Below are 13875 nucleotides of genomic sequence, written 5' to 3' on the forward strand. Positions count from 1 at the left end.
TTGCATAAATAAATCAGAACTTGCACTGAGCGGACATGATCTTCAAAGGGCAAAAAGTCAGCCCAATCTAAATAGTCCAAACCGACCATACTTGTAACCAATCTAAAGAAATTCATGAAGAAAATTTTTCGAGCTCATCGCCTGAGCGAATTACATGAGCAGCAAGGTATCCTGGTCAATCCATATCTGAAAATAGCACGGCAACCAAGAGATACGTCTGGTGAACTACACAGGCTAGCAGATGCTTGGTTCGAGCAGCAGTTTGATTTGGGTTTTCGAAGCAAGACTTTGTTTGGTAGTGGAAATCGCTCTGAAGCGGAACACTATTGTGATGAAGAGCACGTATTGATATCCATCGAACCGATCGATGATTATGTGCTCTGCTATTCGCCTAAGTGCCGCGACATGTTCGATCACTTCCAGCGTGTCGGCCGCCATCCGTGGCAACAGGATTTTGTGTGGCAGGAAATGAAATCGTTGCAATATCAGCTAGTCAACAATACATCTTGGGACGCTGCAGCAACCAGTAATTGCGAAATCATGATGTACGCCCAAAAATTCAAATATAGAAGGGAAGATTGAAGGGGAGGTGTTAAGCACGTACATAGAGGATGGCGATTTGTCTAATTTTACAATGTCCGCTTTGGGGTGCGGATTCAATCGGTCAACGCAACACACTGTTCAAATCGTTGAGCCGGTGTTTGGTAGTGTAGCGTCTTCCTGGGGCGCTCGTTGAGTCTTCTGGCTACCGCATCGAGTTGCTCTTGCGAGTAAGTGGAAATATCCAGTCCTTTGGGGAAATACTGCCGCAACAGGCCGTTGGTATTTTCATTTGAACCGCGCTGCCACGGATTCTGTGGATCACAGAAGTAGACCTGGATGTCAGTGGCCAAAGTAAAACGCTTGTGGCCAGCCATCTCTTTGCCTCTGTCCCAGGTCAGTGATTTATACAGTTCGTGGGGTAGCCTGCGGGCATTGTCGATCAGCGCATTGACAACCGTCTCGGTGTCCTTGGCGGCAACTTTCACCAGCATGACGTAGCGCGTCTGGCGCTCGACCAAGGTCACGATCTGGCTATTGTGGCTGCCGAACAGCAGATCACCTTCCCAGTGCCCGGGCACCGCTCGATCCGCTGCCGTCGCTGGACGCTCGCTGATCGGCACGGCGTCGACAATTCTGCCGTGGTTGTCAGTCTTTTGGGTGTGATGACGTGAGCGGCGCATGGCGCGCGTCCGGCGCAAGTGCTCCAGCAGTTCCTTCTTTAAGGCACCTCGGGCCTGGATGTAGAGGCTGCGGTAAATGGTTTCGTGCGACACGTGATACTCCTCGTGGCGCGTGAACAGCTGCTTGAGCCAGCCAGCAATCTGTTCCGGCGACCACTGCAATTGGAGCTTGCTGGCAACCATGTTGGCCAGCATGCGGCTCTCCGTCAGCTTACAAGGTTTGGGGCGACGCGCCTGATCCCAAGCATGCTGATCCGCCTGAGTCGCACGATATGCTTCGCGGCCACCATTGCGCCTGAGTTCCCTGCTGATGGTCGATGGTGCGCGTCCGAGGCGTCTGGCAAGTGCGCGGATGGATACGCCGGAAACGACGGCACGCGATATCTCCTCGCGCTCAGCCAGCGTCAGCGCCAGTCTGGAACGGCATCGCTGTGCTGGCTGTATGCCACCAGATTCAGCCAGAATCCGCTGTATCGACGAGTGATTCCGATCAAATAGTTGGGATATCATCTGCAGGGAGTCGCCTTGCTTCCAGCGTTCCCACATCAAGGCCTTCTGGCTCTCGGTGTAATAAATGCGTGGTTTCTGTTTCATCTTCAACACTCCTGTAACCTGGGCGTTTAGGTTAGAGTGTTGCGACCACCGATTGAATCCGCAGGCGGAAGCGGAGGATGCCATTGAATCGCCACCAGTAGCTCAGCCTCTCCTGATCCATAGTTCTCGGACGATGAGAACCATGGATCGTGTCCGGGGCTTGGGTTTCGTGCCAGGCGCTTGTGGCGTGCGATCTCGTAGTTGCCTGACCCGACGACGAGATCGGGGCTGGCCTGTCTATCTCCCCTGCCCTGCAGAGACTCCTACCGCGCGCAAGAAAAAGTTGACCTCCCCTACCTATCACTGCCGGCGAAGGATGGCTTAGCTGACCGAGGCAACAGCAGAGCACCTGCTTTTGCGCGCGATAGCGGCACAGTTGGCTACGATAAACTAGCCCGTCTTCTGCTTCGTGCGCTCGGCCAGATCGGGGACTTTGCGCGATGGCGGTGGAGTTGCGATCACGGCTGACGCGACATGGCACTTGCCAGCATCACGCCAAAACAGAAGCTTGCCATGGCCGCTTACCATCTACTTTTAGAGCGCTCTAAAAATGGGGGGATTTCCGAGGGCGGTGATAATTCGCGTATTTTCCAGATAGACATAAATGTTAAGCTTAAGGTAATCAACGGCGTTGAACCAACGGTCATTGCTATAACTATTTTTTTCGGCACTGGCCTGCCCACAGTTGCGAAACCAAGGAGATGATTTGAACTTCACGATCGAAGATATTCGACGGGCGTTAGATGCGGCGTCACCTACAATCATCACTGCTGGCATCATCTCTACCGGCAAGTTAATTGGGAAAGCTGGTGAAGTCGAATATTCGATCTACGCCGGATGGGACTTGTTGTTTGCAAATTTATGTGACCGATCATGGGGAGGATTCAATGTAAGCCTTATGCGTCATATTCAATCGCTCGACGCGGAAGGTGTCGACATAGATCCAATCCTAGAGGCGGCACAGCTCGAAGACTACCATTGGCGTTGGCTCGATAAGTGCTTGCACTACAGAGGTAACTGCTACCAATGGTTCTTCTTGGTCGCGGAAGGCTACCCTCAGGCAGCATGCCTCATCTATCACCCGAAATCGAGCGTCGTCGGTGCGGGCGACATTTTCTACGTAGAATACATCGCGGCCGCGCCATGGAATCGTGAAAATGTGTTGGCAGATCGTATTTTCAAAGGCGCGGGAGCGAAACTTTTGGACCGGGTGATTAGTTATGCGCAAGAGGATTTGAAACTTCGACCAGGATTTTCATTGCACTCTCTCCCTAAAGCTGAGAGGTTTTACGAACGTATCGGGATGAAGGCTTTCCAGGCATACGACAAAGAGGGCCTGAAGTTTTTCGAATGGATTGCCTCCGAGTCGATGGCGAAAGGATAATTTATGAAAATCCTGAATACGCTTGAAGAAGATTTTCCTTGCCCCGCTTCCACTGCGGTCGAACCGCGGAAATTTTACGAGGCGTTCCTTAAAGCCGATGCAATCCTTGCGGCGGCGCCCAAGAAGTATCGGGACACAGCTGATACGCGCCTTCCGGAATTGATGAGCTTTATCTATCGTGGCGGCGATGCTGCTGCAGCTCTTTACCGAAAACGCGATGATGCATCAGATGTGCTGATCAATGTGTGGTTGTCTTCCGTGCGACGAACGGCGGGATGGTATGTCGCAGCCAACTCACTTCCTCCATTCAGTGGTTTAGATGGCGGCATCTACGCCGATCTACCCAAGAGATTCAAGGATGCGGAAAGCCTTCCTGAGATCGGTCCTTATCTGGCGGCGTATGGGATAGTTATTATCTGGGAAGAGTCAATTCCTTCCATGAAGCTTGATGGGGCTGTATTTTCGCTCCCCTCGGGGCACATTATTGTTGCGCTCAGTTTAAGGTACTCGCGGCTTGATCATTTCTGGTTCACGCTTATGCACGAACTCGCGCATGTAGTATTACATGCAGATCAATTAGATAATCCAATTCTCGATGACTTCGATGTTGAATCCGATAGTCTTGTGGAAAAACAAGCCGATCGTCTTGCTTCTGACAGTTTAATCCCCAGAAATGAATGGCGTAGTTGCCCCGCTCGTTATACCAACTCGATAGACGATATTGTGAGCTTTGCAGATCGACTGGGCATTCCCGCGCAATGTGTGGCGGGCCGCATACAGAGAGATCTGAAACGATACGACTTATTCTCTGAAATAATCAATAAATATAATGTTCGAGAGATATTGAATGGCACTTAATTATAACTACACTCCATTTTTTAAGTTCAAAAGTAATGAAGTGGCAGGTCTCTCCATGCTGAACTTGAAGCTTAAGAAAGAACTCACCCCATTTTTTGATTTTGCCAGAAAAGATGGCATCACCCGTCTCGATTTTGAAAAAACAGTTGCAACATGCGCCAAAAAAACTGAAAAATATCTAAAAGATTTTCTTTATATATTTATCGATTCATTTGACATCCCGGATTCAATAGCACCTGCAAAATCACCAAATTGCAGAGTTATCATTGAAGAATTCTCTGATTTTGAATACGTTCCTGTTCTAGGCTTAGATCGTGCACCAAACCATAATCAAGCTATTTTTGACGCGAAGATGAAGGGTGAAATAATTTCTGACAAAGTGGCGATACGGTTTCAACCAGAAGAATTCGCATCTTTTGACTTAGTTGAAAGCGAACTTCTGGATCTCATTAAGGAGGGATCGAAGATCTTCACCGATTGGATCTTCATATTTGACTGTCGCGTTTGTTTGGAGAGTGATAGGACGAAGCTTGCAACGGAAATCGCAAATTTCGCGTCATTAGCCGATGAGGCCATTGAGATCGAGAAGTACATCGTGGTGGGTTCTTCTATCCCAGCTTCGATTACAGACATTGCCAAACCAAGTGACGAATCATTCGTTCCCAGGGCCGAACTCGAAATCTTCCACACCGCGCAATCTATGGCAAAGGGTATTACACTGTCACTTGGTGACTACACTATTGTAAGCCCGCTTTACTCAGATCTTACCATAGCGCCCGAGTTGCTCCTTAGCGTAACGGCACCAAAGGTATTTTACACCTACGAAAATCAACATTACATAGCCAGAGGTGGGCGAATAAAAACTGGTGGCTATGGGCAATATGATTTGATTTGCGATGGAATTGCACAGAAAAGATTCTTCCGAAAATTCCAATACTCTTGGGGAGATAATTTTATTCAGGAGCGTGCGGATGGGAAGGGAATAAAAAATGTCACTCCTTCAACAATTCTAAAACCGACGATATGTGCTCATATTGAGTATATGTCACGGGATTATCCAAAGTAGCATTATTCGAACTACGAGCGGCTAACGCTTTCCCCACAACCTCATTAATTGCGTTAGTCGGTAAGCTTGAAACAATCAATTCAGCAATTCTCTGCCTATTCATTTTTTCAAGCGATGGGCTACTAAAATTGGGGAAGTTAACCAGCTCTGAACGCCACAAACTCAGCAAGGCAATCTCGGGAAGGTATGATGGATTCCTTGTCGCGCCGCGAATATGCTTGAGCGTTACAGAATCGTTGGGAGATGAATTAGCAACGATGATGCCCCAATGCTTGGGCGCAATCACCTCAGCCCTGTTTAGGTGATTTTTAGTAGTGACAAGTGTAATTAAAGGGAAGGCTTGGTCATAAAACTGGGATTGACGAACAATCCGGTTTATCGAGTCGGTTTCCCCTTTAATCTCATAACAGTGCATTGTCTTATATACCGCGACAACGTCTGCAATCGCATTCCCATTACATACGTGGACCTCTTCCAGAGTAGCATGCGGCGGCCTTGCTCGTCGTCCTAAATGGACAATGAGTGCTCGTCTTATTTCTTTGTCCGTTAGTTTTTGCATAATGGGAAAAGTCCTGCGAGATACTGTTTGCCTGGGCGGCAACTCATGTTGTACACAGGATGACCCGATATTTTCCCAGATAACGCCGTCGAGCACCAGTCCGAAAATCGGAAAGTTGGAGTGCTTGGGTTGATGATATCGCGGAATAGCCCAAGCAATTATACTGATTATTTGTACAGTATAGTGCCTTGCCCCCCCCCCCCCCCGCTTTCACCTCCAAGACTATGCCCATGCTGGGCGCGCGCATCCTCTCCGCCCTAAAGGACGGAATTCCTACGGCGCTGCGCGATGACTTGCGAAGCGCTTCGGTGGGTTCCTGCTTCTTCGAGCGGCCTGACTGCGCCATCGCTCCACAGGCTAACAAGCGGTGCCCCCGCTCCAGGATTTGACATCCTCCCTGCCTAAAGGACAGAGATTTCTACAGCGCGGCGCGATGAGTTGCGACACGCTTCGGCGGGTTCCTGCTTCTTCGAGCGGCCTGACTGCGCCATCTCTCCACAGGCTAGCAAGCGGTGCCCCCGCTCAAGCACATTTATCGCGCCAACTGTATCGGCGTGATTTGTGTAACCGCAATTGACGCACTGGAAATTTGCCTGCGTCTGCCGATTGTCTTCCGACACGTGGCCGCAAGCTGGGCATGTCTGGCTAGTGTGGTGCGGCGGCACTGCCAGGAGCATACCGCCGTTCCACGCCATCTTGTAGTCTAGCTGCCGCCTAAACTCGCCCCATCCCTGATCGAGAATGGCGCGGTTCAGCCCCGACTTTTGACTGACCCTCTTGCCCGGCTGTTCGACAGTGCCTTTGGCGGACCTGGACATTTTCCCTACCTGCAAATCCTCAATGCAGACGAGCACGTGGTTTTGGGTTATTGCTGCGGTAATTTTGTGGAGGAAGTCTTTACGGGCATTGACGATGCGGGTGTGAATTTTCTGGACGCGCGCTTTCGCCTTCCTCCAATTACTGCTGAATTTGACCTTACGGCCCATACGGCGCTGGTAGCGCGCCAGGCGCTGCTGGTGTTTCTTGAAGCTGTTGAGCGGCGCGATGAAGCTGCCGTCGCTCAGGGTGGCAAAGCGGGCGATCCCAACGTCAATGCCGATCGCCGTCGCTGCTTTAGGCAAGGGAAGTTCGACCTCGCGACGGGTCAGAATCGACGCGAACCACTTGCCGCACGATTTGCTAATGGTGACTTTGCGCAACTCGCCGAAGACCTCGCGGCTGTTGCGGTAGCGTATCCAGCCCAGCTTGGGTAAAAAGACACGGTCATTACCTTTATCGAGTTTGAACTCCTTCGAGCTCGCGTAGCGGAAGGCATCACCCGTACCCTTGCGTTTGAACTTGGGAAAACCGGCACGCTTCTCAAAGAAGTTTTTAAATGCCCTATCGAGGTCTATTAAAGCTTGCTGCGAGCTGCTGCACGGCGTGTCCGACAGCCAAGGGGTTTCGGAACTGTTGCGCCATGCTGTCAGATATTTCGCCATGGCCACATAGCTGATGAATTTGTTGCCGGCTGCGTGATTTTCTTTTTGCAGAGCCAAGGCTTTGTTGTAGACGAACCGGCAAGAACCGGCGAAGCGGCGCATGGCGCGCTCCTGTTCGCCGGTTGGTCTCAACTCGAACCTATAGGCTTGATATCTTTCCATGATTCTTCAAGCTTACTCGTGTGAAGGCACTATCGGCCACAAGAAAGCTAGCCAATTTGCGCCGTATTTTTGCTTGACATGGATTGCATACCGTACTGAATTGCACCTCCGCTCTCCCTCCTCTACCTGAGCTGAAACCTCTGCCTCGCGATGAGGTCGTCGAGCGAAGAAATGAGCGAGGTTGAGATCAGGGCACCCATTTGGCCAAATCCGCCAGGGTGTGGTCCAAAGTTGAATGCAGTCCCCTCCTTTTGAGCATCCACGAAGTCATCCACCGTGCCGATGGCATCGATCAGGCCAATTTCCTTTGCCTCTAACCCGCTCCAGATTTCCCCGCTGGCGTAGTTGACGTCGTGCCGCAGGACGCGGCCGCGCCGTTCCTCTAGTTCGCGCAAAAATGTTCGCCCTACCCTGTCCACCAAATCCTGCGCCTTGGCTTGCGCGTCCTGGCTAGGCGGTGTGAACGGATTCAAGAATGCCTTCAGGTGACCGGATGCATATACCTGCTGCGAGATTTCCAGGCGGTCCAGCGCACGCGACAGCTGCCATGGCGCGATGATGGCGCCGATCGATCCCACCAGACTGTATTTTCCGGCGATGATCTTGTCGGCGTGCAAGGCAATCATGTAGGCAGCCGATGCGCCGACGTTGCTGATCGCCGCCACTACCGGTTTCGGGTGCTTTTTCCTGAAGGAGTGAATCGCGTTTCCGATACGCTCGGCCTCGACCGGCGCGCCGCCAGGACTGTCTATCGCCAGAACTATCTGCGTAACGTTGCTGGACTCAAACGCCCGCTTCAGGGCCGGCACGATCTTGTCTGCGGACGCGAGTGAGGTTGTAGCGATCTCGCCTTCGATGTGCACTATGCCTATGACCGGGCCGAAGGGACCTATTTTAAACTGCAACGTTTGCACGAAAAAGTACAGGCCGAACAAGAGTGGCATGAGAACGAGCAACGACTTCAGCGCCACGGTGAGGCGGCGAGCAAATTTTCGATCCCGTTCAAGCGCCAGGCGTTCTTCCCTGAATCCCGCGCGTTGTTCGCGTATCTCGGCCAACATCAGTAGTGCGAGATTGCCGGCCTGCAGTTCAGCTTGACTCTTATCGTCTTTATTTTCCATGGCGTTTCCTTGAGAGGCTAGGCGCGATAAGTTAGCGACAACTGCCCCCCCAACCCAGTACGACAGTTTCCCAGGTCATCTTGTCACCACACGCTTTTTTTTCTTCTTCTCTCCGGTTTGGCTGTGCACTTCGCATCGGTGCACCTTGCGCGATCATGGCTTCCGTCGATTTTGCTTTTTCCATTTCGGCTAATGCCGCGGTGGCTTCTTTGAGCTTTGAGATTGGGCAGCGAACCATAAAACCTTGAGGATAGTCTTCGGTTCCAGCAGGTTGTCGCTGAACTTCTACAGGTTTGCACACTTGGTAACTTACCTTACGGAAATAGCCCTCGTCGAATGACGTTCCCATTTCCGAATGCAAAAGCAGAATCTGGTTATTAGTGCATTTTTCCGTGATGAACTTCATTGCGATACGAAAATAAATTTCCGACTCGTCGCGGGTTCCGGCAGGCACAAAGGGTTTCAGCCCTAGTCGGTACGTAGTTAGCGGTGAAAGATCGCAGACACTATCATCTGTCTCACGGTTCGCCAAAGATACCGAGTACGCTACCTCTTGGTGAAGCCCTGAAGCAAGAAAAATAATAAAGATAACTTTTTTCATTTCAAAAACCTCAGTAGTCGATATTAATTATCATGTATATTTGATAACAATCAACAATTAAGTTGATAAGAATAAATTATTGCAATAACCTTGAAAAATTTAAAATATTTTGTATTATTATTGAACTATTCCCATCTATTTCGAGGTTGGCGATGAAAGCACTGAAGCAACTTTTGGCATGTGGTTTTGCTGGTGCAATTTTCGGATGTATTTTTTTAAGATTTGAAGATTCTTTATTAGGCATGGCAATTGGCTCCTCAATGGGCGTTATATTTATATGGATACTTTATACCATAGCTTTTTTGCTGGTTTTTGTTGGGAAAAGAATTTTTAATGACTGGATATTTATTTTTCCTGCTGGATTTAGTGAATGGCATGGTTTTTTGTTCCTTCGTGACAGTAATTATAAAACAAGAATTTTTAAGATCGATATGAACGAGAATTGTGGCGTCGAGGTGACGAAAAATATTGCAGACGGAAAGTGAAATTACTTTTTTAAAATATCCTTTACTTTTTCTTTTGCTTGATCGCTTAACTCTTTGAGACGTTCCGCTATAAGGTCAGGATCTTCTTTCACTTGTTCATTTGCCTTAAGAAAAAGAGACTTTTTGGATGAAATATGTCCGGAAGGATTTTCTGTAACCCCTGTATCATTTTTTTCGCTTTGTCGCGCCTGCTCTATTTCGGCTTTCTCCCATTTTTGGTTTAGTTCCGAATGCAGATTAGAAGACGATGTTTCAACGCTATTTATTACTGCCCCATTCCTGTTCCCCCTGTGGGTCGGCTTTAGCGATGCGCCATGATCTGTTGTCCCTTTTTCAGAATTTCCTGAATTTCCTGAATTTTCTTGACGTACATGTGTCATATTATTCTGGTGTTGTTTATCAATGTCAGGATGAAGTGATGGATCTCCCTTTATTTCTTCGTAATTTTCCTTGATGGATTGGAAGGAGTGAGGAAAATTACTTGTCGCAGTCGGTAATATCGGCGTTTTTGCGATACTACCTAGGTACGAATCAATTATTATCCTGGCTGCAGCACTTGTTTTATTATTCGATAAGAGGGATTCAAAAAATTGACTATTTTGAGGGTCTTTGGCTAGATCGAAATGAAACGACTCACCTCGCGAATATGCAGCCGACAGGCTGGCTGCATATTCCGTTTGTTCACGCAGCGTCGCCTCCGCACGGATTGATTTGGCGGTCGTTTTGGTGATGCGCGCTGCATTTTCTGTTGCGCTTCTATTATCTGTCGTAACAGTATTTAGTAAGCTGGTGTTGCTTGTCACTGCATTTGCCCATTCTTTGAATTTTGACACGTCATCAGTTTTCAAATGGCTGTTAATGTCTGAAGTCTTTTTATCTATTCCGGCGGAATAGTTCTTGCTACCTTCGGCAGAGATGCCAAGTTTTGTGCCTGGAATAATACCGAGCGCCGGAGTGCCAACGCTCAAAGCGGCTTCTGCGCCAAAAGCGACATTTGCGACTTGTTGTTCGGTGGCGCCTATGGCCTTGGCAATTGAACTTGCAATTTGTCGAAGCTCATTAGTGCGTGTACCAAAACTTTCAGTGTTTGCGTGGGTTGTACCATTTGACTTAATGTCCGCTGCGGTAGTTCCGACCGATTGCACCAAGGCAGTGGATAAAGCTGTGGCTCTCTCTCTGGAGGCAACGACGGCGTCTGATTTTGCTGCTGCCATTAACCGTGTCGCCGTGGCGACATGGTTTTCCGTAACCTTGCCCTCGACCGACCGAGAGACTGGTCCTTCATTAGACAATGCCTTAACCGCAGTCAGACCAGACAACGTATTGGTGATGAAGCTATTTCCTGAAAGATCGTTTTGCCGATTTCTGAAGAACGGTGACGAGCGGACAGGCGCCAAGCTCATCTGATCCATGGCGACATTTCCCATCGATACGTTGCCTGTTGCCGCCGAATTGGTGGCACTGGTCACGTTACCTTGCAACAGGCGCATGCCGTCGACGAGCGCGGTGCCAAAGTTCTCCATGCGCTTGACGGCGGCCCAGGCAATGAATGGAATGCTGATGGTCATATAGCCGACGACGGCTTCGCCTGAAATGGCGCTGGAAAAAATGGTCGAGGAGGTAGTCAGCGACAGGGCATTGACCCCGTTGCCTACGCTGGCTGCGGCGGCCAAGTCACGCATTGCATACATGGTCGCCATATAGTTCAGGATGGCATAGAGCGGTGGCCATAGCTGAATCCAGACTAAGATCATCGCGTAGTTTTTAACGCCGGCCACAGTCTCCTTACCATTGGTCAGTAGCAACAAAATAATCATGAGCGGGAACACGGCATAGACGACTGCTTCGACGACGTTACGGATTACCGGCAGCGCTTGCTCGGCCACCTTACCGTTGTTAATCCACGCGGCATTCGTTTGGGCCACCGCCTGCGCGCGCCCAACAGCAAGCAACATCGTCGCCGGATCGTTGATTTTTTGCCCCGCCATCAGACTGGTATCGTTCACAGCATTGATGAGCGCATTTTGCCGAATAATATTGGCTGCGGTGGCCGAGGCGTCGGCGATTTTTGCTTTCAGGTAGGCTTGCTGTATCTGATCGGCGATCAGGGCTGAGGCTACCGTCCCAGGAAGCGTCGGATTCATGCGAAATGCCAGTGTGCCCTGGATGCGCTGAACTTCGGCCGGCATTTTCGCCGATAGCTTTGTATATGCCTGAGGGCAGGTGAGCACTTCCGAGGTACCGGCCGCATTCGTGACGCTGCTAAACCGGGCGGGATTCGGGTCACCCATGAGACTCCACACGTCGCCCGAGGTCGCAAATGCGTCCGGTGACAGGTAGCCAGAGGCCAGATCGTAGGTAGTGCAATTATGTATGAAATTGATAAGATCTGTGCGAAAGTACGGACTTTGGAAAACCACTTTGGAAGCCTCACGCACCATCCGGCTGCCAAACATGAGGCCATTATTCTGATAACTCAGCTTATCCGGCATGCCGGCCGCCCCCGGAATTACCTGCATGGCCGTTTCTTCGAGTTCCGTCAGACTATTGCCGACCGTACTGGTCAGCGAGGCAAGCACCGCCAGGCCGAACGGGACGTTGTCAACGAAGACTTCGGCCGAACCGCCCGTCTTGTCGACAATACCGACAGTGACCTTCGGCACCAGTAGCACCGACGAGACCAGGACGATCGAAGCGAGCCACTTCCAGCCCACCATCTTTTCCGGAGCGAAGGCATAACCAATTAGGGCGGCCACGAAGCCGCACACCGCGACGATGCCGAGGGCATTTCGGTAGGTGTTGGCGCCGACCATGGCGGCCACGGCATTCATCAACCCGTACAAACTGTCCGAGTTCTGGTATGCGAAAATTTCCCACATGACTATTTACCTCCTCCTTTTACTTTCCCACCTTTTTATCACCGGAGATAGGCGGCTTGGCGTCCCAGCAGATCGAGTACCTGCTGCGGCATATTGGCGCGCATTTGCCGTTCCAGCTGTTCCAGGTGGTTGGACACCACCGTGATAGAGCCTACTTTCTGGTAGACGAGGGCCTTTTCGCGGGACAGCTGGGCCAGCATGTCACTGGTTCGCCGACGGATGACCTTGGAGCGCTCTATTTGATCTTTGTTTAAATTAAAATCCTTCTCCAGGGCTTGCATCCCCAACCGCAGGTTCTTCTCCAGAAACATGTAGGCGTAATCCGCGGCAATCACATCCCGATACGTGGCAATCAGCTGCTCATTGGCTGAGGCAGAAGGAAACGATGCGCCGATCGACAGCATGCGGTAGACAGGCTCGCTGGTCTGGTTCACAAAACCAACCTCCGGCGACATGTTGGGAATCGGTGTGCGCGTCTCGATTTTGTAGGCGATAGAACGCATCAGTTTTTCAACCTTGGCGGTAAATGGCGTGTGGACGTAGGCGGGATCGAGGGTGACCTGGTCGCAGTTCGTGTAGTTGTTGCAGCGCAGGACCGTTTGGTGGACGTTGCCACTCCCGGCATCCGACTGGCCATAGAGCAGCTGGGAGATCGACGTGAAGGTCGGTGCGATCGGATTCGGGTCTCGCCCCTCCGAATAGAAAATAATGGTCCCGACCATGCTCATGATCATTTCTCGCTCCTTGTCGTCCAGGTAGTTGCCGGCAAGCTTGAGCGATTCCCAGGTGAGGTTGCCGACGAACGGGGCCTTGTTTTTGACCAGGGGATCGGAAGATTTGCGCGCCGTCTCCAGAATGGAACCTTTGTCGGATTTGCAGCGAACGGCTGCGGCGGCATAGTCCGATTCGAGGCCTAGCGAGACGGCGATGTCCTCGCAGGCCTTGCTGGAACTAAATCCGGTGGCCTCGGCGGCCGACGACACCAGGGATTTGGCGGTGTTGCAGGAATTGATTTGCGCATTCGTCATCATGGATTCGAGGTTTTTGGTCCACTTGGTGATACCACCTAGTAGCGGGGACACCGATTCGAGTGCGAGTTGAAACGCCACGCCTGGCAACGCGGAGGTGACGTTTTTGAGCATGTTCTTGAATTCGGCCGCCGAAATGTAGGAGAACGAGCCGCCGAAAAGATCGATGCCACCGCAGCCGGCTTTGGCCGTCGGGTAATTGATGGCCATGAGTTGGTATGTCTTGTTCGGCGCGCGCAGCATCAGGCTGCCGCCGCTATAGGTGTTGTAGACCTGGCCACGGAAGGCGCCCGGCGCCGAGTAGTTGCCGATGGCGCCGAGGTCGTTGAACATCTTGTTGACTTCGGCATTCAGGTCACCGGCCAAGGCCGGATGGGTGTACAGGGTGCTGGTGGACAGGGATAGTGCGATGATAAGTTTGCGCATAGGCATGA

General features: G+C 50.9%; 13 protein-coding genes. 6 read left to right on the forward strand and 7 right to left on the reverse strand.

What is annotated here, in order from left to right:
* Nucleotides 1–114: 114 nt before the first annotated feature.
* Nucleotides 115–582, forward strand: a complete 468-nt coding sequence (locus tag FJQ89_RS07145; RefSeq protein WP_141169645.1) for a hypothetical protein — start codon at nt 115–117, stop codon at nt 580–582.
* 74 nt (nt 583–656) lie between these two features.
* On the opposite strand, the gene FJQ89_RS07150 is transcribed toward FJQ89_RS07145, so the two are convergent.
* Nucleotides 657–1817 carry an IS30 family transposase gene (locus tag FJQ89_RS07150; protein WP_141169433.1) on the reverse strand — a complete coding sequence of 387 codons (1161 nt, stop codon included), beginning with the start codon at nt 1815–1817 and terminating at the stop codon, nt 657–659.
* Between the two features lie 474 nt (nt 1818–2291).
* Here FJQ89_RS07150 and FJQ89_RS07155 point away from each other — a divergent pair, with 474 nt between their 5' ends.
* From FJQ89_RS07155 to FJQ89_RS07170, 4 genes are read left to right on the forward strand one after another with little or no spacing between them, the layout of a single operon-like run.
* A complete protein-coding gene (locus FJQ89_RS07155) occupies nt 2292–2522 on the forward strand; it encodes a hypothetical protein (protein ID WP_141169646.1) in 231 nt (76 codons plus the stop codon).
* Between the two features lies 1 nt (nt 2523).
* Complete coding sequence (locus FJQ89_RS07160) at nt 2524–3201, forward strand: GNAT family protein (RefSeq protein ID WP_141169647.1); 678 nt, start codon at nt 2524–2526, stop codon at nt 3199–3201.
* Nucleotides 3202–3204: 3 nt separating this feature from the next.
* Nucleotides 3205–4059, forward strand: a complete 855-nt coding sequence (locus tag FJQ89_RS07165) for an ImmA/IrrE family metallo-endopeptidase (protein WP_141169648.1) — start codon at nt 3205–3207, stop codon at nt 4057–4059.
* Nucleotides 4049–5125 (forward strand): beta family protein, encoded by a 1077-nt coding sequence (locus FJQ89_RS07170; protein WP_141169649.1) that lies wholly within the window; start codon nt 4049–4051, stop codon nt 5123–5125. The genes FJQ89_RS07165 and FJQ89_RS07170 overlap by 11 nt, the downstream gene beginning before the upstream one ends.
* On the opposite strand, the gene FJQ89_RS07175 is transcribed toward FJQ89_RS07170, so the two are convergent.
* The 4 genes from FJQ89_RS07175 to FJQ89_RS07195 form a co-directional block, all read right to left on the reverse strand.
* Nucleotides 5052–5684, reverse strand: a complete 633-nt coding sequence (locus FJQ89_RS07175) for a sce7726 family protein (protein ID WP_141169650.1) — start codon at nt 5682–5684, stop codon at nt 5052–5054. The genes FJQ89_RS07170 and FJQ89_RS07175 overlap by 74 nt on opposite strands.
* A 401-nt stretch (nt 5685–6085) precedes the next feature.
* Nucleotides 6086–7327, reverse strand: coding sequence for an RNA-guided endonuclease InsQ/TnpB family protein (locus tag FJQ89_RS07185; RefSeq protein WP_141169651.1), 1242 nt, complete (start codon nt 7325–7327; stop codon nt 6086–6088).
* Between the two features lie 122 nt (nt 7328–7449).
* Entirely contained in the window at nt 7450–8448 is a 999-nt protein-coding gene (locus tag FJQ89_RS07190) for a S49 family peptidase (protein WP_141169652.1), read from the reverse strand.
* A gap of 31 nt (nt 8449–8479) precedes the next feature.
* Nucleotides 8480–9049: a hypothetical protein gene (locus FJQ89_RS07195; RefSeq protein ID WP_141169653.1), complete on the reverse strand. Its 570-nt coding sequence runs from the start codon at nt 9047–9049 to the stop codon at nt 8480–8482.
* 152 nt (nt 9050–9201) lie between these two features.
* On the opposite strand from FJQ89_RS07195, the gene FJQ89_RS07200 reads away from it, so the two are divergent.
* Nucleotides 9202–9534, forward strand: a complete 333-nt coding sequence (locus FJQ89_RS07200; RefSeq protein WP_141169654.1) for a hypothetical protein — start codon at nt 9202–9204, stop codon at nt 9532–9534.
* Nucleotides 9535–9536: 2 nt separating this feature from the next.
* Here the strand turns inward: FJQ89_RS07200 and FJQ89_RS07205 are convergent, their stop codons facing one another.
* Together FJQ89_RS07205 and FJQ89_RS07210 are read right to left on the reverse strand one after the other, a co-directional pair.
* A complete protein-coding gene (locus tag FJQ89_RS07205; protein ID WP_141169655.1) occupies nt 9537–12413 on the reverse strand; it encodes a conjugal transfer protein TraG N-terminal domain-containing protein in 2877 nt (958 codons plus the stop codon).
* Nucleotides 12414–12451: 38 nt separating this feature from the next.
* Nucleotides 12452–13873: a conjugal transfer protein TraH gene (locus tag FJQ89_RS07210; RefSeq protein ID WP_141169656.1), complete on the reverse strand. Its 1422-nt coding sequence runs from the start codon at nt 13871–13873 to the stop codon at nt 12452–12454.
* Nucleotides 13874–13875: the final 2 nt, after the last annotated feature.

Source organism: Janthinobacterium tructae, assembly GCF_006517255.1.
GTDB lineage: Bacteria > Pseudomonadota > Gammaproteobacteria > Burkholderiales > Burkholderiaceae_D > Janthinobacterium > Janthinobacterium tructae.

Bases quoted from the DNA above. Each gene is read 5' to 3' on its own strand.
- FJQ89_RS07145 (WP_141169645.1), top strand. From the start codon at position 115: ATGAAGAAAATTTTTCGAGCTCATCGCCTGAGCGAATTACATGAGCAG.
- FJQ89_RS07150 (WP_141169433.1), bottom strand. From the start codon at position 1,817: ATGAAACAGAAACCACGCATTTATTACACCGAGAGCCAGAAGGCCTTG.
- FJQ89_RS07155 (WP_141169646.1), top strand. From the start codon at position 2,292: ATGGCACTTGCCAGCATCACGCCAAAACAGAAGCTTGCCATGGCCGCT.
- FJQ89_RS07165 (WP_141169648.1), top strand. From the start codon at position 3,205: ATGAAAATCCTGAATACGCTTGAAGAAGATTTTCCTTGCCCCGCTTCC.
- FJQ89_RS07170 (WP_141169649.1), top strand. From the start codon at position 4,049: ATGGCACTTAATTATAACTACACTCCATTTTTTAAGTTCAAAAGTAAT.
- FJQ89_RS07175 (WP_141169650.1), bottom strand. From the start codon at position 5,684: ATGCAAAAACTAACGGACAAAGAAATAAGACGAGCACTCATTGTCCAT.
- FJQ89_RS07185 (WP_141169651.1), bottom strand. From the start codon at position 7,327: ATGGAAAGATATCAAGCCTATAGGTTCGAGTTGAGACCAACCGGCGAA.
- FJQ89_RS07190 (WP_141169652.1), bottom strand. From the start codon at position 8,448: ATGGAAAATAAAGACGATAAGAGTCAAGCTGAACTGCAGGCCGGCAAT.
- FJQ89_RS07195 (WP_141169653.1), bottom strand. From the start codon at position 9,049: ATGAAAAAAGTTATCTTTATTATTTTTCTTGCTTCAGGGCTTCACCAA.
- FJQ89_RS07200 (WP_141169654.1), top strand. From the start codon at position 9,202: ATGAAAGCACTGAAGCAACTTTTGGCATGTGGTTTTGCTGGTGCAATT.
- FJQ89_RS07205 (WP_141169655.1), bottom strand. From the start codon at position 12,413: ATGTGGGAAATTTTCGCATACCAGAACTCGGACAGTTTGTACGGGTTG.
- FJQ89_RS07210 (WP_141169656.1), bottom strand. From the start codon at position 13,873: ATGCCTATGCGCAAACTTATCATCGCACTATCCCTGTCCACCAGCACC.